This window comes from Bradyrhizobium sp. CCBAU 11386 (assembly GCF_028128955.1).
Lineage (GTDB): Bacteria > Pseudomonadota > Alphaproteobacteria > Rhizobiales > Xanthobacteraceae > Bradyrhizobium.
Genome location: NZ_LBKA01000241.1, coordinates 24678 through 46203, shown reverse-complemented (window position 1 = coordinate 46203; position 21526 = coordinate 24678). Strand labels below are relative to the sequence as shown.

The 21526-nt window shown below is 64.6% G+C and carries 19 protein-coding genes; 12 read left to right on the top strand and 7 right to left on the bottom strand.

Annotation, left to right across the window (positions count from 1 at the left end; translation table 11 throughout):
• The first annotated feature begins 12 nt into the window (after positions 1-12).
• From XI09_RS26930 to XI09_RS26905, 6 genes are all read left to right on the top strand, one after another.
• A complete protein-coding gene (locus XI09_RS26930; RefSeq protein WP_027546249.1) occupies positions 13-1473 on the top strand; it encodes a form I ribulose bisphosphate carboxylase large subunit in 1461 nt (486 codons plus the stop codon).
• 11 nt (positions 1474-1484) lie between these two features.
• A complete protein-coding gene (locus XI09_RS26925; protein WP_271569531.1) occupies positions 1485-1889 on the top strand; it encodes a ribulose bisphosphate carboxylase small subunit in 405 nt (134 codons plus the stop codon).
• 99 nt (positions 1890-1988) lie between these two features.
• Entirely contained in the window at positions 1989-2921 is a 933-nt protein-coding gene (gene cbbX / locus XI09_RS26920) for a CbbX protein (RefSeq protein ID WP_271569530.1), read from the top strand.
• Entirely contained in the window at positions 2918-3655 is a 738-nt protein-coding gene (gene rpe / locus XI09_RS26915; protein WP_271569529.1) for a ribulose-phosphate 3-epimerase, read from the top strand. Before cbbX ends, rpe begins: the two co-directional genes overlap by 4 nt.
• Before the next feature lie 230 nt (positions 3656-3885).
• On the top strand, positions 3886-5736 hold the full coding sequence (locus tag XI09_RS26910) for a putative bifunctional diguanylate cyclase/phosphodiesterase (protein WP_271569528.1): 1851 nt from the start codon (positions 3886-3888) through the stop codon (positions 5734-5736).
• A 387-nt stretch (positions 5737-6123) separates the two neighbouring features.
• On the top strand, positions 6124-6336 hold the full coding sequence (locus tag XI09_RS26905; protein ID WP_271569527.1) for a hypothetical protein: 213 nt from the start codon (positions 6124-6126) through the stop codon (positions 6334-6336).
• A gap of 19 nt (positions 6337-6355) precedes the next feature.
• Here XI09_RS26905 and XI09_RS26900 read toward each other — a convergent pair whose 3' ends face one another.
• Positions 6356-7192: a universal stress protein gene (locus tag XI09_RS26900; protein WP_271569526.1), complete on the bottom strand. Its 837-nt coding sequence runs from the start codon at positions 7190-7192 to the stop codon at positions 6356-6358.
• Positions 7193-7364: 172 nt separating this feature from the next.
• Between XI09_RS26900 and ftsH the strand changes: the two genes are divergently transcribed.
• The 3 genes from ftsH to XI09_RS26885 all read left to right on the top strand — a co-directional run bounded on the left by ftsH (position 7365) and on the right by XI09_RS26885 (position 11536).
• Positions 7365-9206 (top strand): ATP-dependent zinc metalloprotease FtsH, encoded by a 1842-nt coding sequence (gene ftsH / locus XI09_RS26895; RefSeq protein ID WP_271569525.1) that lies wholly within the window; start codon positions 7365-7367, stop codon positions 9204-9206.
• Positions 9207-9356: 150 nt separating this feature from the next.
• Entirely contained in the window at positions 9357-10904 is a 1548-nt protein-coding gene (locus XI09_RS26890; RefSeq protein ID WP_271569524.1) for a Do family serine endopeptidase, read from the top strand.
• 269 nt (positions 10905-11173) lie between these two features.
• Positions 11174-11536, top strand: a complete 363-nt coding sequence (locus tag XI09_RS26885; protein WP_271569523.1) for a hypothetical protein — start codon at positions 11174-11176, stop codon at positions 11534-11536.
• A 12-nt stretch (positions 11537-11548) separates the two neighbouring features.
• Here the strand turns inward: XI09_RS26885 and XI09_RS26880 are convergent, their stop codons facing one another.
• Both XI09_RS26880 and XI09_RS26875 read right to left on the bottom strand, forming a co-directional pair.
• Positions 11549-11806: a DUF6496 domain-containing protein gene (locus tag XI09_RS26880; RefSeq protein WP_271569522.1), complete on the bottom strand. Its 258-nt coding sequence runs from the start codon at positions 11804-11806 to the stop codon at positions 11549-11551.
• A 92-nt stretch (positions 11807-11898) separates the two neighbouring features.
• Positions 11899-12093 carry a DUF3072 domain-containing protein gene (locus tag XI09_RS26875; protein ID WP_271569521.1) on the bottom strand — a complete coding sequence of 65 codons (195 nt, stop codon included), beginning with the start codon at positions 12091-12093 and terminating at the stop codon, positions 11899-11901.
• Positions 12094-12208: 115 nt separating this feature from the next.
• Between XI09_RS26875 and XI09_RS26870 the strand changes: the two genes are divergently transcribed.
• Both XI09_RS26870 and XI09_RS26865 read left to right on the top strand, forming a co-directional pair.
• Positions 12209-12430, top strand: coding sequence for a hypothetical protein (locus tag XI09_RS26870; RefSeq protein WP_271569582.1), 222 nt, complete (start codon positions 12209-12211; stop codon positions 12428-12430).
• Between the two features lie 18 nt (positions 12431-12448).
• Positions 12449-12658, top strand: coding sequence for a hypothetical protein (locus tag XI09_RS26865; RefSeq protein ID WP_271569520.1), 210 nt, complete (start codon positions 12449-12451; stop codon positions 12656-12658).
• A gap of 94 nt (positions 12659-12752) precedes the next feature.
• Here XI09_RS26865 and XI09_RS26860 read toward each other — a convergent pair whose 3' ends face one another.
• Positions 12753-12992 (bottom strand): hypothetical protein, encoded by a 240-nt coding sequence (locus tag XI09_RS26860; protein WP_271569519.1) that lies wholly within the window; start codon positions 12990-12992, stop codon positions 12753-12755.
• Positions 12993-13087: 95 nt separating this feature from the next.
• A complete protein-coding gene (locus XI09_RS26855) occupies positions 13088-13357 on the bottom strand; it encodes a hypothetical protein (RefSeq protein WP_333939134.1) in 270 nt (89 codons plus the stop codon).
• Here XI09_RS26855 and XI09_RS26850 point away from each other — a divergent pair.
• A complete protein-coding gene (locus tag XI09_RS26850; RefSeq protein ID WP_271569517.1) occupies positions 13290-13718 on the top strand; it encodes a hypothetical protein in 429 nt (142 codons plus the stop codon). The genes XI09_RS26855 and XI09_RS26850 overlap by 68 nt on opposite strands.
• Here the strand turns inward: XI09_RS26850 and XI09_RS26845 are convergent.
• Positions 13715-15205 carry an HWE histidine kinase domain-containing protein gene (locus XI09_RS26845; RefSeq protein WP_271569516.1) on the bottom strand — a complete coding sequence of 497 codons (1491 nt, stop codon included), beginning with the start codon at positions 15203-15205 and terminating at the stop codon, positions 13715-13717. The two genes, XI09_RS26850 and XI09_RS26845, sit on opposite strands and share 4 nt — an antisense overlap.
• Positions 15206-15218: 13 nt before the next feature.
• Positions 15219-21506 carry a HAMP domain-containing protein gene (locus XI09_RS26840; RefSeq protein WP_271569515.1) on the bottom strand — a complete coding sequence of 2096 codons (6288 nt, stop codon included), beginning with the start codon at positions 21504-21506 and terminating at the stop codon, positions 15219-15221.
• Between the last annotated feature and the right edge of the window lie 20 nt (positions 21507-21526).

Below are 21526 nucleotides of genomic sequence, written 5' to 3'. Positions count from 1 at the left end.
CAGGAGAGAGTCATGAATGCACATACCGGCACGGTTCGCGGCAAGGAGCGTTATCGCTCGGGCGTCATGGAATACAAGCGCATGGGCTATTGGGAGCCCGATTACACGCCAAAGGACACCGACGTCATCGCGCTGTTCCGCGTCACACCGCAGGAAGGCGTCGATCCGATCGAGGCGTCCGCTGCGGTTGCCGGCGAGTCCTCGACCGCGACCTGGACGGTGGTGTGGACTGACCGGCTGACGGCCGCCGAAAAATATCGCGCGAAATGCTATCGCGTCGATCCGGTGCCGGGCACGCCGGGGTCGTATTTCGCCTACATCGCCTACGATCTCGACCTGTTCGAGCCCGGCTCGATCGCCAACCTCTCGGCCTCGATCATCGGCAACGTGTTCGGCTTCAAGCCGCTGAAGGCGCTGCGGCTCGAGGACATGCGATTCCCCGTCGCTTATGTGAAGACGTTCCAGGGGCCGGCGACCGGCATCGTGGTCGAGCGCGAGCGGCTCGACAAGTTCGGCCGGCCGCTGCTGGGCGCAACCGTGAAGCCGAAGCTCGGCCTTTCGGGCCGCAACTACGGCCGCGTGGTCTACGAGGCGCTGAAGGGCGGGCTCGACTTCACCAAGGACGACGAGAACATCAACTCGCAGCCCTTCATGCATTGGCGCGATCGCTTCCTCTATTGCATGGAGGCGGTGAACCGTGCGCAGGCCGCTTCCGGCGAGGTGAAGGGCACGTACCTGAACATCACCGCGGGAACGATGGAGGACATGTACGAGCGCGCGGAGTTCGCGAAAGAGCTCGGATCCTGCATCGTCATGATCGACCTCGTGATCGGCTATACCGCGATCCAGTCGATGGCGAAATGGGCCCGCCGCAACGACATGATCCTGCATCTGCATCGCGCCGGTCACTCGACCTATACGCGGCAGAAGAGCCACGGCGTGTCGTTCCGTGTCATCGCCAAATGGATGCGGCTTGCCGGCGTCGATCACATCCATGCCGGCACGGTGGTTGGCAAGCTCGAAGGCGATCCCAACACCACGCGCGGCTATTACGATGTCTGCCGCGAGGATTTCAACCCGACCAAGCTCGAGCATGGCTTGTTCTTCGACCAGTCCTGGGCGAGCCTGAACAAGATGATGCCGGTGGCCTCCGGCGGCATCCACGCCGGCCAGATGCACCAGTTGCTCGACCTGCTCGGCGAGGACGTCGTGTTGCAATTCGGCGGCGGCACGATCGGCCATCCCATGGGCATTGCGGCGGGCGCGATCGCGAACCGCGTGGCGCTGGAGGCGATGATCCTCGCCCGCAACGAGGGCCGCGACTACGTCCATGAAGGGCCGGAGATCCTGGCCAGGGCGGCCGAGACTTGCACGCCGCTGAAGGCGGCGCTCGAAGTCTGGAAGGACGTCACCTTCAACTATCAATCCACCGACACGCCGGACTTCGTGCCGACCGCGCTCGAAACCGTTTGAGGAGACGCAACATGAAACTCACCCAGGGCTGCTTCTCGTTCCTGCCCGATCTCACCGACGACCAGATTACCAAGCAGGTGCAGTACTGCCTTGCGAAGGGGTGGGCGGTGAACATCGAGTTCACCGACGATCCGCACCCCCGCAACACCTATTGGGAGATGTGGGGTCTGCCGATGTTCGATCTCCAGGACGCCGCCGGCGTAATGATGGAGCTCGCCGAATGCCGCAGGGTGTACGGCGACCGGTACATCCGTATCAGCGGCTTCGATTCCAGCCATGGCTGGGAATCGGTGCGAATCTCCTTCCTGGTCAACCGGCCGCCGCAGGAGGCGGAATTCGAGCTGGTGCGGCAGGAAGTGGGGGGACGCGCGATCCGCTACACCACCGTGCGAAAGGCGCCCGCACACGTGTCCTGATCATTCGTTTCCGCGCGGAGCTCTCCCTGCTCCGTATCCTTGGCGGACCACTGCTTCGCCGCTTCCCCCCGCGGCGAAGCTCTTTTCTTCGAGGTACCGATGCTTGACGTGCCCCATGCGACGACCGCCGAAGGCGGCGAGACCAATTTCGATCTCCGCAAGGAAGCCGAAGCGGCCGGGATCACGGATACGCTGCAGCAGCTCGAGCGGGAGCTGGTCGGCCTCCGGCCGGTCAAGAATCGCGTGCGCCAGATCGCCTCGCTCCTGCTGATCGAGCGCATCCGGCAGCGTGCGGGCCTCGCCTCCGCACCGCCGACGCTGCACATGTCGTTCACGGGCAATCCCGGCACCGGCAAGACCACCGTGGCGCTGCGCATGGCGAAGATCCTGCACGGGCTCGGTTTCGTGCGACGCGGTCACGTGATCTCCGTGACGCGTGACGACCTCGTCGGCCAGTATATCGGCCACACCGCGCCGAAGACGAAGGAGATCTTGAAGAAGGCGATGGGCGGTGTGCTGTTCATCGACGAGGCCTATTATCTGCACCGGCCGGACAATGAGCGCGACTACGGCCAGGAGGCGATCGAGATCCTGCTTCAGGTGATGGAGAACCAGCGCGAGGATCTCGTCGTGATCCTTGCCGGCTACGGCGAGCGAATGACGAGCTTCTTCGCCTCCAATCCCGGCTTCCGTTCGCGCATGGCCCACCACATCGAATTTCCGGACTATGCGGAAGCCGAGCTGCTCGTCATTGCCGAGCTGATGCTGAAGGAGCGCGGCTATCGCTTCTCGGCGGCCGCGCGCGAGGCGTTCGAGAAGTACATCGCGCTGCGCCGGACCCAGCCATTCTTCTCCAACGCGCGCTCGATCCGCAATGCCGTCGACCGCATCCGCTTGCGGCAGGCCGATCGCCTGGTGTCCGATCTCGACCGGATGCTCGACATTTCCGACCTCGAAACCATCGATCCCGTGGACGTGCTGGCAAGCCGCGTCTTCAGCGGCGGGGCCGACGCGCGGAGTGCAAAGCCATGACCAGCGAAATCCTTATCGCTCCCTCGATCCTGGCTGCAGACTTCGCCCGTCTCGGGGAGGAGATCGCGGCCATCGACGCCGCCGGCGCCGACTGGATCCATTGCGACGTCATGGACGGACATTTCGTCCCGAACATCAGCTTCGGCGCCGATGTCATCAAGGCGATCCGGCCGGTGACGAAGAAGATCTTCGACGTGCATCTCATGATCGCGCCCGTCGACCCTTATCTCGAGGCGTTCGCGAAGGCCGGGGCCGATGTCATCACCGTTCATGCCGAAGCGGGCCCGCATCTCGACCGCACGCTGCAGGCGATCCGCGCGCTCGGGAAAAAGGCCGGTGTCAGCCTGTGCCCGGCGACATCGGAAAGCGCGCTCGAATACGTGCTGGACCGCGTCGATCTGGTGCTGGTGATGACGGTCAATCCGGGCTTTGGCGGCCAGTCCTTCCTCGAATCCCAGCTCGACAAGATCAGGCGCATTCGAACCATGATCGGCGACCGGCCGATCCGGCTCGAGGTCGATGGCGGCATCACGCGCGACAACGCTGCTGCTGTGGCCGCCGCGGGTGCCGATACGCTCGTGGCGGGTTCCGCGGTGTTCCGCGGCAAGAGCAGCGCCGACTATGCCGGCAATATCGCGGCCATTCGCGTCGCCGCTGAAGCGGGCCGGGTTCCACGATCGCAGGATAATTCCGCGCAGCCGCTGCGTGTCGGCGAAAGCGCGCGCCTCCGGTAGACTACGGGAGCCGTGCACCCGGGTGTCGGTTGTGCCAACGCGTGCCACTTTCCGATCGGATTCCTTCAGGCGGGGGTAACCACCGCGTCCGAGGCGAAGGTTCGATTAACGTCCGCGTAATGCTAAGGTGTCTCAATCTGAGGTTTAGGAACGCGAGAGAGCGCGGGGATGCGGATCGAGGATATCTGCGGGCATGAGGCCTGCACTCGGCCAGTTGGGGTGGCATGAGCATGCATCGCTTGTTCGCCGAGCAACTTCGCTGTGCCACCGAAGCGACCGGACAGGTCGATCTCGCCAAATTGGGCGAACTCGTCAGCGCGGCCTACGAGGCAAGCGACCGCGATCGCCAGCGGATGGCCGACGCGCGCGCCCAGACGCACGATCAGGTCGAGGAGGATTTGCTCCGGACCCGCGAGTTCCTTGATACGATCGTCGAGAATATCCCGATTGCCGTGTTCGCAAAATGCGCGAAGGATTCCCGCTACATTCTGCTCAACCGCGCCGGCGAGGACTATTACGGCCTGCCCCGCGAACAGATGCTGGGCAGGACGCCCGAGGAGATTTTTCCGGCGGACGTTGCCCGCGTGGTCAACGAGCAGGACCGCAGGGTCGTCGCCAGTGGAATGCCGATGTTCCTCGAGGAGCACCTGCTCGAAGTCGGCGTCAAGGGCCACGACCGCGTCGTCAATTCGCGCAAGATGCTGATCTCGGACGGCGCCGGCGACCCGCAATATCTGGTCGGCGTGATCGAGGACGTCACCGAGCGCGTCACGAACCATGAGCGGATCAGTCATCTTGCTCATCATGATGCCTTGACCGACCTGCCGAACCGCAGTGCCTTCAACGCGGAGCTGGACGAGCGGCTGGAGCGGGCGCAGGAGGCATCGACCAGTTTTGCAGTGCTCAGCCTCGATCTCGACCGCTTCAAGGAGGTCAACGACGTGTTCGGCCACCCCGTCGGCGACATGCTGATGCGGGCGGCGGCGGATCGTCTTGCCGCGGAAGCCGACGGCGCCTTCGTCGCCCGCATCGGCGGCGACGAATTCATGATCCTGATGCCCGACAACGCGCGCCGCGAGGACGCGCTGACGCTGGCCGAGCGCCTGGTCGAGGTGATTGGCAAGGAGCTCGAGATCGACGACTATCTCTCCCAGGTGGGCGTCAGCGTCGGCATCGCCGTCTACCCCGATGACGGCGTGGATCCCGCGACGCTGCTCGCCAACGCCGATTCCGCGCTCTATCGCGCCAAGCGCGAGGGCAGGGCCCGGGTCTGCTTCTTCGAATCCGAGACGGACCAGGAGCTGCGCGATCGCAGGCTGTTGCAGCACGATCTGCGACAGGCGCTGGAGCAGAACCAGTTCCTCGTCTACTTCCAGCCGCAGGCGCGGATGGATGGCGAGGTCATCGGCTTCGAAGCGCTGCTGCGCTGGAATCACCCGACGCGGGGCTTCGTGCCGCCGGACCAGTTCATTCCACTCGCCGAGGAGAATGGGCTGATCATCCAGATCGGCGAATGGGTCTTGCGCGAGGCATGCCGCGAGGCAGCATCCTGGCCACGGCAGTTGCAGGTCGCGGTCAATTTGTCGCCGGTCCAGTTCCAGGCCGGCGACCTCGAACGCTCGATCCACCAGATTCTGCTGGAGACGGGCCTTACGCCGACGCGGCTTGAGGTCGAGATGACCGAGGGCGTGCTGATCGGCGATTTTACCCGCGCGCTCAACCTGCTGCGGCGGTTAAAGGCACTCGGCATCCGCATTGCAATGGACGATTTCGGCACCGGCTACTCCTCGCTGTCCTATCTCCAGTCGTTTCCGTTCGACAAGATCAAGATCGATCGCAGCTTCATCTCCAACCTCGAGGCGACGCCGCAATCGGCCGAGATCGTCCGCGCGGTCCTGAGCCTCGCGCACGCGCTGAATATCCCGGTCATCGCTGAAGGGGTGGAGACGGAGGCGCAGCGTGCCTTCCTGGCGCACGAGGCCTGCGAGGAGATGCAGGGCTATCTCGTCGGCCGCCCCGGCCTGATCGAGCGCTATCTCGACCTGGTCGGCGTGACCGTGGAGCGCCGCCTCTATGCCTAGCCATCGCCGCCAGAAACGAAATGAGCCGCCGGTTCCATGCCCGCACGGCTCCAAAGTCGCAGGCTGCGCTGATAGCGTGGCCCTGGTGTACCGCCGTTACCTTGTTTGCGGCCACACGCAGAAATTAATACGCGCGGCAAAGGTGGCCGGCTGTGCTTTGCCTCACACATGCCGCAACTTTGTGGCTGGGTCGGCATTGAGCTGTACGCTGCCGAGAACAATCGCCAAACATTTGTAAAGTTTGCGCCAACGCAAAGTGGCCGCGCTGCAGCACACGTTAACGTTCCCGAGACCGACCGGCTTTGCGCAGAAAAAGTTTCGCACAAGTGCAATGACCCTGACGCAAACCGGAGAAATAAGCCGGATGTGACTGAGAGGGAGATTCTCATGGAGAACGTACGTCGCTACCGGGCGCTGGCGTCCCTCTGTCGCCAGCAGGCGGCCTACCGGCCGCTCCAGAACTGGGAACTTCTCGGCCAGGCCGAACATTTCGAATATCTCGCCGAGCTCGCGCTGAAGGCGCATTTCGACGCGTGCAATGCCCAACGCGACGAGGACACCGCCGCAACCGCGACATGGGAGACCCCCGTTGCGGCGTGAGAGCGTCGGGCCGGCTTCGCTAATGCGACATCAGCGTCGGCACCGTCATGGCTTCCAGCATCGCGCGGGTGACGCCGCCGAGAACGCGCTCCTGCAATCGCGAATGGCCGTAGCCGCCCATCACCAGGAGATCGAGGCTCTCGTCGGCCGCCAGCGACAGGATGGTCGGCTGAATCTCGGAGCGGGTGGCTGACAGGCCGACCGTGCGGGTCGAGAGCCCGCGCCGGCCGAGATGTCTTGCCAGGTTGCTTGCCGACACTTCGCCGGGCACCACGTTGGCTTCGTTGATCGTGATGATCACGATCTCTTCGGCGCGCGCCAGGAACGGTGCCGCGTCGCGCAACGCACGGGCGGCGAGCCGGCTGCCGTCCCAGCAGATGCCGATCCGGTTTGCCTTGAAGGCTCCTCGGAAAGTGTACGGCAGGAACAGCACCGGGCCGCCCGCCTGGAACAGGATCTCGCGGGGCACGTCGTTGTCGAACGAGCCTTGCGCCGGATCCGGCTGAAGCACGATGCAGAGGTCGTAGAGCCGCGCCATCGCACCGATCGCGCCTGCGGCGTCCGCCGGGATCGCGCCCATCGGATGGCAGCCATGGGAAACGCCGGCGTTCTTCGCCTCGGTCTCGAACACGGTGAGCGCCGTCTCGGCCCGCTCCAACGCGCGCTCGCGCTCCATTTCGAACACGGCCGCGACTGCGGCCCCACCTTCCATCACATACGCCGCGCTGGTTGCGACATACCCGACGGACACCGCATCGAGATGGGCGTTGAGGCCAGCCGCCAGCGAAATGGAGCCGTCGATCGCCGCGCGCATCGGCCGCTCGGTCGGAATGTGGACGAGAATGTCTTTGATCATGGGGACATCTCCTGGATGATCATATCTTGCCCGCCAATCTTCCATCGTTCTGGACGCCCATGTTGAGCTGCGTCAAGCCGGTGCCTTGATCCTCCGCAAAACGGCCAGCCTCCCGTCGCCTAGAGGTAATAGGCGAGGCAGTCTCATTTTTGCGGTTTTGGCGGAGAGAACAATGGAAAAGGATTCGCGGCAGCAGTCCATCGCGATCGGCTACATCTTCGCAGCCGGTATCCTGCTCGTGCTGCTGCAATGGGCATTTGCCGCCTACAACTCCGTCGAGAGCATTCCCTACAGCCAGTTCGAGCAGCTCATCGCGCAGGGCAAGGTCGCGGAGGTGTCGGTCGGGCAGGACGTGATCCAGGGCAAGCTCAGGGAGAACGAGAAGCTTGCCAGCGGCAAGACCGCCTTCGTCACCGCACGCGTGGATCTGGCGCTGGCGGAGAAGCTGCAGGACAAAGGGATCACGGTCACCGGCGTACCGTCAGGCGGCTTGTTCCAGACCATCCTGTCCTGGATCGTTCCGGCGCTGATGTTCTATCTGGTCTGGATGTTTCTCGGCCGGCGCCTGGCCGAGCGGCAGGGTTTTGGCGGATTGATGTCGATCGGCAAGTCGCACGCCAAGATCTTTGTCGAGACCGACACCAAGGTGACCTTCGCCGATGTTGCCGGCGTCGAGGAGGCAAAGTTCGAGTTGCAGGAGGTTGTCTCTTTCCTGAAGGACCCCAAGAGCTACGGTCGATTGGGCGCCCACGTGCCGAAGGGCATCCTGCTGGTCGGCCCGCCCGGCACCGGCAAGACCTTGCTGGCGCGCGCGGTGGCGGGGGAGGCCGGCGTCCCCTTCTTTTCAATTTCAGGCTCCGAATTCGTCGAGATGTTTGTCGGCGTCGGGGCGGCACGGGTGCGCGACCTGTTCGAGCAGGCGCGAAAGGCCGCACCCTGCATTATCTTCATCGACGAGCTGGATGCGCTCGGGCGCAGCCGTGCGCCGAGCGCCTTCGGCGGCTATGACGAGAAGGAGCAGACGCTGAACCAGCTTCTCGCCGAGCTCGACGGATTTGATCCCTCGACTGGTGTCATCCTGCTTGCTGCGACCAACCGTCCCGAGGTGCTCGATCCCGCGCTTCTGCGTGCCGGCCGGTTCGATCGCCAGGTGCTGGTCGATCGTCCCGACAAGGGCGGCCGCGTGGCAATCCTCAACGTTCACGTGAAGAAGATCCGCGTGGCGAAGGACGTGGATATCGACAAGGTGGCGGGCCTCACGGCCGGCTTCACCGGCGCCGACATCGCCAACCTGATCAACGAGGCCGCGATTGCCGCGACCCGGCGCAACGCGGAGGAGGTTTCGTTCGAGGATTTCACCGCCGCGATCGAGCGGATTGTGGCCGGCGTCGAGAAGAAGAGCCGGGTGCTGAGCACGGAGGAGCGCAAGCGGGTCGCCTATCACGAGATGGGCCACGCGCTGGTTGCCGCCAATCTGTCCGGGGTCGATCCCGTGCAGAAGGTCTCGATCATCCCGCGCGGCATCGGCGCCCTCGGCTACACCATGCAGCGTCCGACCGAGGACCGCTTCCTGCTGACGGTCGCTGAACTGAAGAGCCGCATTGCCGTGCTGATGGGCGGGCGCGCCGCGGAACGACTGATATTTGACGGCGACGTATCGACGGGCGCTGCCGACGATCTCCAGCGCGCCACCGAGATCGCGGTCGAGATGGTGACGAAATACGGCATGGACGCGACGGTTGGCCAGCGGACCTATGCACCAAAGCCGTCGATGTTCCTTCAGGCGGCTCAGGACGCGGGCGTCAGCGCGGCGGCTGACACGGGACGCGAGATCGACCTTGCCGTGCGCAATCTGGTCGAGGCCGGCGACGCGACGGCACGCAAGATCCTCGCCGAGCGCCGCTCCGACCTCGAGGCCGGCGTCGAGCTCCTGATTGCGAACGAAAGCCTGACCGCCGAGCAATTCGCGCCGTTGCGTCCGCACGGCCTGACGCGCGGCCGGGCCGCCGCGTGATGCCGGCGCAGGATGCGGGTGCTGCGCCGCCCCAGCGGCCGCAGATCGCATCTTCTTTGCCAAGATTTAATCGCGTGGACGGAACACCGTAAGGTGCGAGCGATCATGTTGCGTGCAAGGCGACACCTGACCCAACATGGACATTTCGACATGAATGACCGCGTCAATTCCGACATCACCACGTCCCGCACGATCTTGAAGCCGCGCCGGCTTGCGCTGCTTGGCACCGTGGCCGCGCTTGGCGTGGCCGTGCTGGCTGCTTCTCCCGGCGCTTCGCCGCTCGACGTAACCTCCTTCATCGCGCCGGCCCAAGCCGCGGAAAGCGCTGCGACTCCGCCGGGCTTCGGTGACCTCGTCGCCAGGGTCAAACCTGCCGTCATCTCGGTGCGGGTCAGGATAGACCAGGACAACGACAAGAGCGCGATGCTGCAACAGAACCGGATGGATTCCGACGAGGACGCGCCGTTCGACCAGTTCGCGCGTCAGTTCGGCTTCCGCTTTCCGGGTGGCATGAACGGCATGCCGCGCCAGCGTCACCAGATGGTCACGGGTGAAGGCTCCGGCTTCTTCATCTCAGCCGACGGCTATGCCGTGACCAACAACCACGTCGTCGACCACGCCGAGTCCGTGCAGGTCACCATGGATGATGGGGCGAGCTACACCGCAAAGGTGGTCGGCACCGATCCGAAAACCGATCTCGCGCTGATCAAGGTCGATGGCAAGAAGGACTTTCCCTTCGTCAAGTTCTCCGACCAGAAGCCGCGGATCGGCGACTGGGTTGTCGCGGTCGGCAATCCCTTCGGCCTCGGCGGCACCGTGACCGCCGGCATCGTCTCGGCCAGCGGCCGCGACATCGGCAATGGGCCCTATGACGACTTCATCCAGATCGACGCGCCCATCAACAAGGGCAATTCCGGCGGCCCGGCCTTCGACATGAACGGCAACGTGATCGGCGTGAACACCGCGATCTTCTCGCCGTCGGGCGGCTCGGTCGGCATCGGCTTCGACATTCCGGCCACGACCGCAAAGCTCGTCGTCGCGCAGTTGAAGGACAAGGGTGCGGTCACCCGCGGCTGGCTCGGCGTGCAGGTGCAGCCGGTGACATCAGCGATCGCCGACAGCCTCGGCCTGAAGGAGGCGCGTGGCGCGATCGTCGACAATCCGCAGGACAATAGCCCGGCGGCAAAGGCCGGCATCGAGGCGGGCGACGTCATCACCGCCGTCAACGGCACCGCGATCAAGGACTCCCGCGATCTCGCCCGCACCATCGCCACGCTGGCGCCCGGCACGTCCGTGAAGCTCGACGTCTTCCACAAGGGCGCGAGCAAGACGGTGACCCTCGCGCTCGGCGAGCTGCCGAACGAGCGGCAGGCCCAAGGAAACGGAAAAGCCGACGAGGACAAGGCGCAGCCGGGCAACGGCACGCCGCGCCTCGGGCTCAGCCTGGCGCCGGCCGGCGACGTGCAGGGCGCCGGCCAGAAGGGCGTCGTCGTCACCGAGGTCGATCCGCGAGGGCCGGCGGCGCAGCGCGGCATTCAGACCGGCGACGTCATCCTCAATGTCGGCGGCAAGCCCGTCGCCAATGTCGGCGACGTCCGCTCCGAGCTGGCGCAGGCCAAATCGTCCGGCAAGACCAGCGTGCTGTTGCAGGTCAGAAGTGCGGACGCGACCCGGTTTGTCGCGGTGCCACTCGCGTAAGTCGAGTTCTTCCAGCGCAAATCCAAAAAGGCGGCCTTCGGGCCGCCTTTTCTCGTTGGCATCCGAGATACCCACAGGCCGCCGATAACATTCTCGTCAACGGCAGCATTGGTGACAGGTTCGTCCGAAAAAGCCGCGTTCGCTCGTCAGAGTTCGAAATCGCGTGTTGCCTTGGCGGCAATGAAGGCGCCCAGGCGAGTTGCAAGAGTGGAACTTCGGACGTCCGGCCGTCTTGTGGAACCGGCGGTTCGTATTTGATCGGTGCCGACATGGATCGATTGAAGCTCTCGCTGAGACGTGCGCTGCTTGTTGCGCCGTTCGTGCTGTCGGCTGGAAGTGCCCTGGGGCGTGATGACGGCCGCTACGCCGATTCGCCGCTCAAGCCCTGGTTCGACAGTCTGCGCAGCCATCTCGGCCCGTGCTGCTCGGACGCCGACGGATTTGCCGTCTCCGATCCGGATTGGGAGTCTCATGACGGGCACTATCGCGTACGCCTCGATGGGCAGTGGGTCGATGTGCCCGATGAAGCCGTCATCACCGAGCCCAACCGCGCCGGCCGCACCATGGTATGGCCGGTGAAGACCGCGTTTGGCATCTCGATCCGCTGCTTCATGCCGGGCAGCATGATCTAGCGCCGATTGCCGCTACCGCTTGGCGGATTTACGCCTGGACGTTTTCTTGCTCGTCTTTTTCTTGGATGCCTTCCGCTTCGCGGCCTTCTTCGGGACCTTCTTGCCTTTCTTGCGCGCCTTCGACAGGCCGATTGCGATCGCCTGCTTGCGGCTCTTCACACGTCCACCGCGGCCGCTCTTTGCCGTGCCCTTCTTGTAGCGCCGCATTTCGCTTTCGACGTCGCTGCCGGAGCTGCGCGAGTAGCGGCGTTTCTTTGCCTTGCGTGCCATCCGGATTCTCCCTCGGCCGGGAGAAAACCATTCGACATAGGCAAGGTTCCGAAAGCGCGCCCGCAACGTTCCGGATGCGCGATGCAGCCTGGCTAGAAGGAATTTGCCAGTTCGATCTCCGCCTCGAGCACCTGGATGCGGCGCGCAGCTTCAGTGAAGGACAGATCCCGATCATATTGTGCGGGCTGATAGGCCTCCTCGCTGAGCCGCTTCAACCTCAGGCCTTGTGCCCTCGTCATCTGCTCCGCGAGGAAAACCCTGGCGTCGTATTTACCTTGAACCTGCATCTGACCTCTCCGTTCTGAAATCGTGACTTGACTATATGTTCTTATTTTGTTCTAACAAGCCATGGACAACAGAATTAATGAAATTCGACGCAAGATCAGTGCCTTGAGGCTGGAAATGGCCGATGTCGAGGCGTCCGTGCGCGACCTCGTCGAGCGTGATCGCGACTGCACAGAAAAGGCCCTGGCGCAGATGAATCTGCGCCGGAAAATCAACCTGCTGATCGGCGAATGGAAGGCGGCTGGCGGTGGTAATGTCCTGCCGGATGTCCGCGATCGTGTACGTCTTCGTTCCCTCAAGAAAGCCGCAGATCCCGTGCGCGCAATCGCGCGCCGCTGAGACATTTGGGAGCGCGCCGTGGAGGAAGACCCGGACACGTACCGGATCTTGAGACTGCGCGCCGAGATCCTCGAACTGGGGTCGTCGATCCGGCAATTGCAGCGCGAGGGTCTCGACGATGCTGCGGGCCAGCTTCTGATCGCACGCAAGCGGGCGCAGCTCGATCATCTCGTGAAGACGAACTCCGCGGGCGGTGGCCTGAACATCGCTGACATCCGGCGCAGCTAAAGCGTGCGCCGACGATGCGCGTGAGACTGATTGCACCGAACACCAAAGCAAGAAGGCCCCGCGATCGCGGGGCCTTCGATGAATGGCGGCGAGCCTAATTGGCGTTGGTCGTGCCCTTGTTGTTCGTCATGCTGCCGCCCTGGTCGGAGCCGGGACCGGAGCCGCCCTGACCGGAGGGATCGGCGCTCTTGGATTTCGTGTTGGCGCCCGTCGTCTGCGAGGACGACGTCGAGGATTCATGCTTCGCCTTGTGCGACTTCGCCTGTGCGGCGAACGGGGCGGCGGCGAGGCCGGTTGCCAACATCATGGCGAGGGCGAGCTTGGTCGTCTTCATGCACGGGAACTCCCTGAGTTAAAATGACGCAGGCGGCCAACTGCCATCCGCCGCAGGAGTTCCCGACAAAGCAGCCCCTAGGTTTCACGCGTGGTTCAAGATTCCTTGTCCTCGGTGATGATGAACACGATACCCGTGAGCATCGCGCCGATCGCGAACGTCGTCACCAGCGTGAGGACAAAAACGGCAGCGGCCGAATCTCCGCCATGGTTCAGCAAATTTGCGACCGCCGCGTTGGATAGAATGAGCGCGAGACCGAAGGCGAGGCCGAGCGCCGCGCCCATCATCGCATGCGTCATGATCGTGATGATGCCGGTAGGAGAGATCAGACTTGGCGACTTTTTCGGCGACTTTCTCGCACGCATGGAACCGCCCTCGATCATCCCTGAAACGCAGCCGGCGATTACGGGTTCCATCGGCATGAACGATTTGTCACGTCGGGCTTCATCCGACGTTCATGCCAACCTTGCGACCATGGAGGCCGTCAACACGGGAACATTCGATATGGGTAAGGTTGTCTTTCTCTATCGCTCACTGGCCTATCGAAACGCGGCGGCCGATATGCTGCGCAAGGCGCGCAAGCTGCCGCGCGGTGCCGAGCGAAGCGCGGCCCGCCGCTATGCGATGGCGTTACGCGATCTCGCACAAACGGAAGCCTGGCTCGAAGGGCGCGTCGCCCATGAACCGCGGTCGGTGCAGCGCATGAAAGTCGCCGCGTCGGGTTAACCCGACGCGCGCTGGAGGGCGAGGGAGGTAGCGGCGTCGAACTTGCCCTGCGCTGCGGCGGTCGGGGTCTTCCGGGTCAACGGCACTTCCAGGCGGCACAACAGGCCCTCGGCGCGCCAATCGAATTGCGCCTGTCCGCCGAGCTGGGACTCGACGCTCGCAAGCAGGCTCCGTGTGCCGAAGCCGCGAGATTTCGGCGTCCTCACAAGTGGGCCGCCGGATTCCTCCCAGATCAATGTGAGGTGGTCCTGCTCGACCTGCCAGCCGATCATGAGCCGGCCCGACCGCGTCGAGAGGGCGCCATACTTGGCCGAGTTGGTGAAAAGCTCGTGCAGCGCCAGCGCCAGCGTCTGGGCGGTTGTGGGCAGCAACTGAACCTCGGGCCCCGCCAGCTTGATCTGGCCGCCGAGCGAATAGGGCGCGAGTTCCTCGTCGATCAGCTTCGAGAGTTCGGCGCCCTGCCAGCTCGACAGCGACAGGATCGTATGCACGCGCGCCAGCGCGTTGATACGCCCCTCGACGGCGTTGACATAGGCCTTGACCCCGTCGGCACGGGTGAGACGCACGATCGATTGCGCCAGCGCCAGCGCATTCTTGGCACGATGATCGACTTCCCGCGCCAGCAGATTTTGCCGCTCCTCGGCCCGCTTGCGTTCGGTGATGTCCACGGTGACACCGCTCACGCGCACCACGCGGCCGGCCTGGTCCACCGTCGCGGCCGCCGTGCCGACGCACCAGCGCACCTCGCCGTCGGGCCTGCTGACGCGAAACTCGCCTTCATAGGCGCGCGCCCCGGTGTTGAACGCGGCGATCGCCTGGCCGAACCGGTCGACGTCGTCAGGGTGCAGCAGCGCCTGGATGTTGGCCGAGGTGACGTTGAAGGTCTCCGGCGTCACGCCGAAAATGCGATACTGGCCTTCGTCCCACATCCAGTCGCCGTTGACCCAGTCCCAGTCCCAGGATCCCATCTTGCCGGCGGCGATCGCCATGCTGCGGCGCTGTTCGCTCTCGCGCAGTTTTGCGGTTGAGTTCTCCAGCTCGGCCGTGCGCGCGCGAACGCGATCCTCGAGTTCCTGGTTCAGCCGTTCGAGCTCGCGGGTCTTGCGATAGAGCTCGGCAAACACCTTGATCTTGGCGCGCAGCACCTCCGGCACGACAGGCACAGGAACATAGTCGACCGCACCCATCTCATAGCCGCGCAACCGGTCGATGTCGCTCACTTGAATGGCCGAGATGAAGATCATCGCCGTCTTCTGGAAGCGCGGATGCTCCCGGATCATCGCCGCGAGCTCGAAGCCGTCGAGCTCGGGCATGCAGACGTCGACCAGGATCACCGCGATCTCGGTCTTGAGCAGCACCTCCAGCGCCTCGCGGCCGGACGAAGCGATCACGAGGTTCTCGCCCAGTTCCTTCAAGATCACCTCATAGGCGAGCAGCTTGGCCGGCTGGTCGTCGACGAGGAGGATATTGACCTTTTCGTGGTCCATTCGCGGATCCAGCTCAGCGGTGCAGCCACATGCGGATCGCAAGCAGCAATTGATCGGTGTTGACGGGCTTGGCGAGGTAGTCGGACGCGCCGGCTTCCAGGCATTTCTCGCGGTCGCCCTTCATTGCCTTGGCGGTCAACGCGATGATCGGCAGGCGCGCGAAGGCCGGGTTCTCGCGGATCACGCCGATGGTCTGATATCCATCCATCTGAGGCATCATGATGTCCATCAGGACGATGGCGATTTCCGGATTAGACTCGACCAGCGTCACCGCCTCGCGGCCGGTCGTCGCCGTCAGCACCTTCATGCCGCGCCGTTCCAGCACGCTCGACAGCGCGAAGATGTTGCGGGCGTCGTCGTCGACGAGCAGCGCGGTCTTGCCGATCAGGTCCTCGTCGGAGCTGTTCAGCTTCTCCAGCATGCGCTGCTTCTCGACCGGCAGTTCCGTGATCACGCGGTGCAGGAACAACGCGGTCTCGTCGAGCAGGCGCTCGGGCGATTCCACGCCCTTGACCACGATGCTGCGCGCCATGGTGTGGAGCTCGGCATCTTCCTCCGCCGAGAGCTCGCGGCCGGTGAACACCACGACCGGAATGTTCGAAAGTGCTTCGTCGTGGCGGATCTGGTCGAGCACCTCGAAGCCGCTCATGTCGGGCAGGCGCAGGTCCAGCACTACGCAATCGCAGGGCGCTTCGCGCAGCGTCGAGAGTGCGCCGGCGCCGGTGTCGGTCGTCACGATCTCGATGTCGTCGTGATGCAGGAGCTCGCGGATCGAGAGCCGCTCGGCCTCATTGTCCTCGACGATCAGGAGCCGCTTGCGCCGCGGCCGCGCATATTCCTTGATCTGCGTCAGCGCGGCCGAAACCCCCTCGGTCGTCGTCGGCTTGTTGACGAAGGAGAACGCGCCGCGCGCCAGCGCATGCTGGCGGTCCTCGTCGAGCGTGATGATCTGTACGGGGATGTGGCGCGTCAGCGGATTGTGCTTGAGCTGGCTCAGCACCGTCCAGCCGAGCATGTCCGGCAGGAACACGTCGAGCGAGACCGCTCTCGGCTGGTATTGCTTGGCAAGTTCCAGCGCCTCGGCACCGCGAGCCGCGACCAGCACCTTGAAACCCTTGTCGCGCGCGAGATCGACCAGCACGCGTGCGTAATGCGGGTCGTCCTCGACGATCAGGAGGATGCTGTCGCCGGGTTCGAGGTTGAGACGGTCGTCGGGAAGCTGCTCGATGACGCGCGGCTCGGGCGCCGTCGGTTGCAGCGCCGGTGGCTGGCTGTATTGCTGTGGCGTGGCGCGCGGCGCAAGTGTCGGGCCGGAATATTTCAACGGCAGATAAAGGGTGAAGGACGAGCCCTTGCCCGGTGCGCTGCGCAGATGGATTTCGCCGCCGAGCAGGCTGGCGAGTTCGCGGCTGATGGCGAGGCCAAGGCCGGTGCCGCCATATTTGCGGCTGGTGCCGGCGTCTGCCTGCTGGAACGCCTCGAAGATCAGCTTCTGCTTCTCCAGGGGAATGCCGATGCCGGTATCGGACACCTCGAATGCGATCACTGCCGGCGCGGAGTTCAGCACCGGGTGATCCGTTCCCCAGCCGCCGAGCGCGCCACCGACCTTCAGGCGCACTTCGCCTTCGGCGGTGAACTTGAAGGCGTTGGAGAGCAGGTTCTTCAGGACCTGTTGCAGGCGCTTGGAGTCGGTGACGATGCTGCGTGCGAGGTTCGGATCGACGTCGATCTTGAACGACAGGTTGCGGTTCTCCGCCTCGTGCCGGAACGGCCGCCCGACGGTTTCGAGCAGGTTCGCGGTCAGGATTTCCTCGGCGTCCACCGTCACCGTGCCGGACTCGATCTTGGAGAGATCGAGAATGTCGCTGATGAGGTTGAGCAGGTCGGTGCCGGCGCCGTGGATGGTGCGGGCGAATTCGACCTGCTTGCCCGTGAGGTTGCCGTCCGGATTGTCGGTGAGCTGCTGCCCCAGGATCAGGATCGAGTTCAGCGGCGTGCGCAGCTCGTGGCTCATATTCGCGAGGAATTCGGACTTGTACTTCGAGGTCAGCGCGAGCTCGGTCGCCTTCTCCTCGAGCGCGCGGCGGGCCTGCTCGATTTCCTGGTTCTTGCGCTCGACCTCGACGTTGCGCTCGGCGAGCTGCTGCGCCTTCTGCTCGAGCTGGTCGTTGGTCTGCTGCAATTCGCGCTGCTGGGTCTGAAGCTCGCCGGCCAGCTGCTGCGACTGCTTGAGCAGGCCTTCGGTCTGCATCGTCGCCTCGATCGAGTTGAGCACGATGCCGATGGAGTCGGTGAGCTGCTCCAGGAAGGTCATCTGCGAGGTCGTGAACGAGGTCAGCGAGGCGAGCTCGATCACGGCCTTGACCTGGCCCTCGAACAGCACCGGCAGCACCACGAGGTTCTTCGGGGCGACGCGGAACAGCGCCGAGTTGATCGGCACCACGTCGGAGGGAATATCCGCGACCACGCGCGGCCGCCTGTCGAGCGCGCATTGGCCGATCAGGCCGTCGCCGAACGGCAGTACGCGCTGATAGGGATAGACGCCGTCACCGGCGTAGGAGGCGAGCAGCAGGAGCTGTGGATTGTCCTCGTTCTCGACCTGGTAGATCACGCCGGTATGGGCGTTCACCAGCGGCGACAGTTCGGTCAGCAGCAGCCGGCCGACGGTGGCGAGGTCGCGCTGGCCCTGAAGCATGTTGGTGAATTTCGCGAGGTTGGTCTTCAGCCAGTCCTGCTCGGTGTTCACGTCCGTCGTGAGACGGAGGTTCGTGATCATCGTGTTGATGTTGTCCTTCAATTCCGCGACTTCGCCGCGGGCGTCGACCTGGATCGACCGCGTCAGGTCGCCCTTGGTCACGGCGGTCGCCACTTCCGCGATCGCGCGCACCTGCGAGGTGAGGTTGGCCGCCAGGAGGTTGACGTTGCCGGTGAGGTCCTTCCAGGTGCCGGCGGCACCAGGCACGTTGGCCTGGCCGCCGAGGCGGCCCTCGACGCCGACCTCGCGCGCCACCGACGTCACCTGGTCGGCGAAGGTCGCGAGCGTCTCGGTCATGTTGTTGATGGTGTCGGCGAGCGCCGCCACCTCGCCTCGCGATTTCATCGTCAGGTTCTGCTTGAGGTCGCCGTTGGCGACCGCAGTCACCACCTTGACGATGCCGCGCACCTGCTCGGTCAGGTTCGCGGCCATGAGATTGACGGTGTCGGTGAGGTCCTTCCAGGTGCCGGCAACGCCGGGCACCGCGGCCTGACCGCCGAGCTTGCCCTCGGTACCGACCTCGCGCGCGACGCGGGTGACTTCGCCGGCGAAGGCGTTGAGCTGGTCCACCATGGTGTTGATGGTGTTCTTCAGCTCGAGGATTTCTCCCTTCACGTCGACGGTGATCTTGCGCGACAAGTCGCCGCGGGCCACGGCGGTGGTCACTTCGGCGATGTTGCGGACCTGCGTGGTGAGGTTCGCCGCCAGCAGGTTGACGTTGTCGGTGAGGTCCTTCCAGGTGCCGCCGACGCCGGGCACGACGGCCTGACCGCCGAGCCGGCCCTCGGTGCCGACCTCGCGCGCCACGCGCGTCACTTCGGCGGCGAAGGAGCGGAGCTGCTCGACCATGGTGTTCAGGGTGTCCTTGAGCAGCAGGATCTCGCCGCGCACGTCCACCGTGATCTTCTTCGACAGGTCGCCGCCGGCGATCGCGGTCGCGACCTCGGCGATGTTGCGGACCTGGGCCGTCAGGTTCGAGGCCATGAAGTTGACGTTGTCGGTGAGGTCCTTCCAGGTGCCGGCGACGCCGGGCACTTCGGCCTGGCCGCCGAGCTTGCCTTCGGTACCGACCTCGCGCGCGACGCGCGTCACTTCGCCGGCAAAGCCGTTGAGCTGGTCCACCATGGTGTTGATGGTGTTCTTCAGCTCGAGGATTTCGCCGCGCACGTCCACGGTGATCTTGCGCGAGAGGTCGCCGCGCGCCACGGCGGTGGTGACCTCGGCGATGTTGCGGACCTGGGCGGTGAGGTTGCCCGCCATCGAGTTCACGCTGTCGGTGAGATCCTTCCAGGTGCCGGCGACGCCGGGCACGTTGGCCTGGCCGCCGAGACGACCCTCGGTGCCGACCTCGCGCGCCACGCGCGTCACTTCGCCCGCGAAGCGGTTGAGCTGGTCGACCATCGTATTCAGCGTGTCCTTGAGCTGAAGGATCTCGCCGCGGACGTCCACCGTGATCTTGCGCGACAGGTCGCCGCCGGCAATCGCAGTTGCGACCTCGGCGATGTTGCGGACCTGGGCGGTGAGGTTACCGGCCATCGAGTTGACGCTGTCGGTGAGGTCCTTCCAGGTGCCGGCGACGCCGGGCACCTCGGCCTGGCCGCCGAGCTTGCCTTCGGTGCCGACCTCGCGGGCGACGCGCGTGACTTCGCCGGCGAAGGCGTTGAGCTGGTCGACCATGGTGTTGAGCGTTTCCTTCAGCTGAAGGATTTCGCCCGACACGTTCACGGTGATCTTCTTCGACAGGTCGCCCTTGGCCACGGCGGTGGCGACTTCGGCGATGTTGCGGACCTGACCCGTCAGGTTCGAGGCCATCGAGTTGACGCTGTCCGTCAAGTCTTTCCAGGTGCCGGCGACGCCGCGCACCTGGGCCTGGCCGCCGAGCTTGCCTTCGGTGCCGACTTCGCGGGCGACGCGCGTGACTTCGCCGGCGAAGGCGTTGAGCTGGTCCACCATGGTGTTGATGGTGTCTTTCAGCTCGAGGATCTCGCCGCGGACGTCCACCGTGATCTTCTTCGACAAGTCGCCGCCTGCGACCGCGGTCGTCACCTCGGCGATGTTGCGGACCTGTGCGGTCAGGTTCGACGCCATCGAGTTGACGCTCTCGGTAAGGTCCTTCCAGGTGCCGGCGACGCCGAGCACGTTGGCCTGACCGCCGAGACGTCCCTCGGTGCCGACCTCGCGCGCAACGCGCGTGACTTCGCCGGCGAAGGCGTTGAGCTGGTCCACCATGGTGTTCAGGGTTTCCTTCAGCTGAAGGATCTCGCCGGACACGTTCACGGTGATCTTCTTGGAGAGGTCGCCGCCGGCGATGGCGGTGGCGACGTCGGCGATGTTGCGGACCTGCGCGGTCAGGTTCGACGCCATGAAGTTGACGTTGTCGGTGAGGTCCTTCCAGGTGCCGGCCACGCCGGGCACCTGGGCCTGGCCGCCGAGCTTGCCTTCGGTACCGACCTCGCGGGCGACGCGCGTCACTTCGGAGGCGAAGGAGTTGAGCTGGTCCACCATGGTGTTGATGGTGTCCTTCAGCTCCAGGATTTCGCCGCGCACGTCCACCGTGATCTTGCGGGACAAGTCGCCGCGCGCCACGGCGGTGGTGACGTTGGCGATGTTGCGGACCTGCGCGGTCAGGTTGCCGCACATCGCGTTCACGGAGTCGGTGAGATCCTTCCAGGTGCCGGCGACGCCGGGCACGATCGCCTGGCCGCCGAGCTTGCCGTCGGTGCCGACCTCGCGCGCCACGCGCGTCACTTCGGAGGCGAAGGAGCGGAGCTGGTCCACCATCGTGTTGATGGCCTCCTTGAGTTGAAGGATCTCGCCGCGGACGTCGACGGTGATCTTCTTGGACAAATCGCCGTTGGCGACCGCGATCGTGACCTCGGCGATGTTGCGAACCTGGTTGGTCAGGTTGTTCGCCATCGAGTTGACGCTCTCGGTCAGATCCTTCCAGACGCCGGTCACCTCGGGCACCTGGGCCTGGCCGCCGAGCTTGCCTTCGGTGCCGACCTCGCGCGCCACGCGCGTCACCTCGGAGGTGAACACGCCCAGCTGCTTGATCATGGTGTTGACGATGTTCGCCGACTGCAGGAATTCGCCGCGGAGCGGACGGCCGTCGACGTCGAGCTTGACGGTCTGGAGCAGGTCGCCTTGCGCCACCGCCGCGACCGCGCGGGTCACCTCGCGCGTCGGCCACAACAAATCGTCGATCAGCGTGTTGACGGAGCCTTCCATGTCGGCCCAAGAGCCGGAGGCGAGGCCGAACTTCACACGCTGCCGGGTCTTGCCCTCGCGTCCCACCACCTGGCCGACCAGCTCGAGCTGCTGCGCCATGCGCTGGTTTGCGGCGATGATTTCGTTAAGAGTGTCGGCGATCTTGCCGTCGATACCGAGATAGTCGCCGCTCATACGCACCGAGAAATCGCCGCTACGCATGGCCTGCAAGGCGAGTAGCAATTCCGGCCGGGAGTCCGGCTCTGACATACCGTTAGTTCTTGGCTTTGGGACGCGACGACCGGAGCGTGATGCAGATCCGGGATCGAGGTCGCTCATTCTGATTCCCCCGCAGGCGT